This window comes from Paraburkholderia sp. BR14320, from assembly GCF_040948665.1.
Taxonomy (GTDB): Bacteria; Pseudomonadota; Gammaproteobacteria; order Burkholderiales; family Burkholderiaceae; genus Paraburkholderia; species Paraburkholderia youngii.
This window is the reverse complement of sequence record NZ_JBFPKG010000279.1, coordinates 1-388: the sequence shown is the minus strand read 5'-3', so window position 1 is coordinate 388 and position 388 is coordinate 1. Positions and strand designations below refer to the sequence as shown.

Here is a 388-nt window from a genome sequence, read left to right as displayed (position 1 = left end):
CGGTCGAGCAGAGCGGACAGGTCACAGCGCATCCGGTGGTTGGTCAGCAAGGCCCGCTTGTGCATATCCTGCACACGCCTGGTCACTTTGAGCCCTTGTGGCCGCGCCCACTCTGATCACAGGCGCAACCAACTGGTTGCGGGTTTTCTGATGTGCGTAAATTTGTCTGCATGCCGCATGCAACTGGTTGCGCGTTTCGAGCAGGTGCGTATTCCACGCAAAGAGAACAGCCATTCCACTGCAAAGTGAATCGTGATTCCACGGGGCTTTGTTCAGCAGGGTAGGCCCGCAGTTGGTTGCGGACGCAACTAGAGCTTTTTGACGCAAACGGCCTTGCCGAAGCTGTTCCACAGATTCACGAGGTTCGCGATAATCACGCCCTCGCGCT

At 57.2% G+C, this 388-nt stretch carries 1 protein-coding gene; it reads right to left on the bottom strand.

Going from position 1 to position 388, the window contains the following annotated elements:
* Positions 1-21: 21 nt before the first annotated feature.
* Positions 22-388 (bottom strand): hypothetical protein (locus AB3X89_RS40310; protein ID WP_368588069.1); only part of this gene is annotated, 367 nt, incomplete at its 5' end.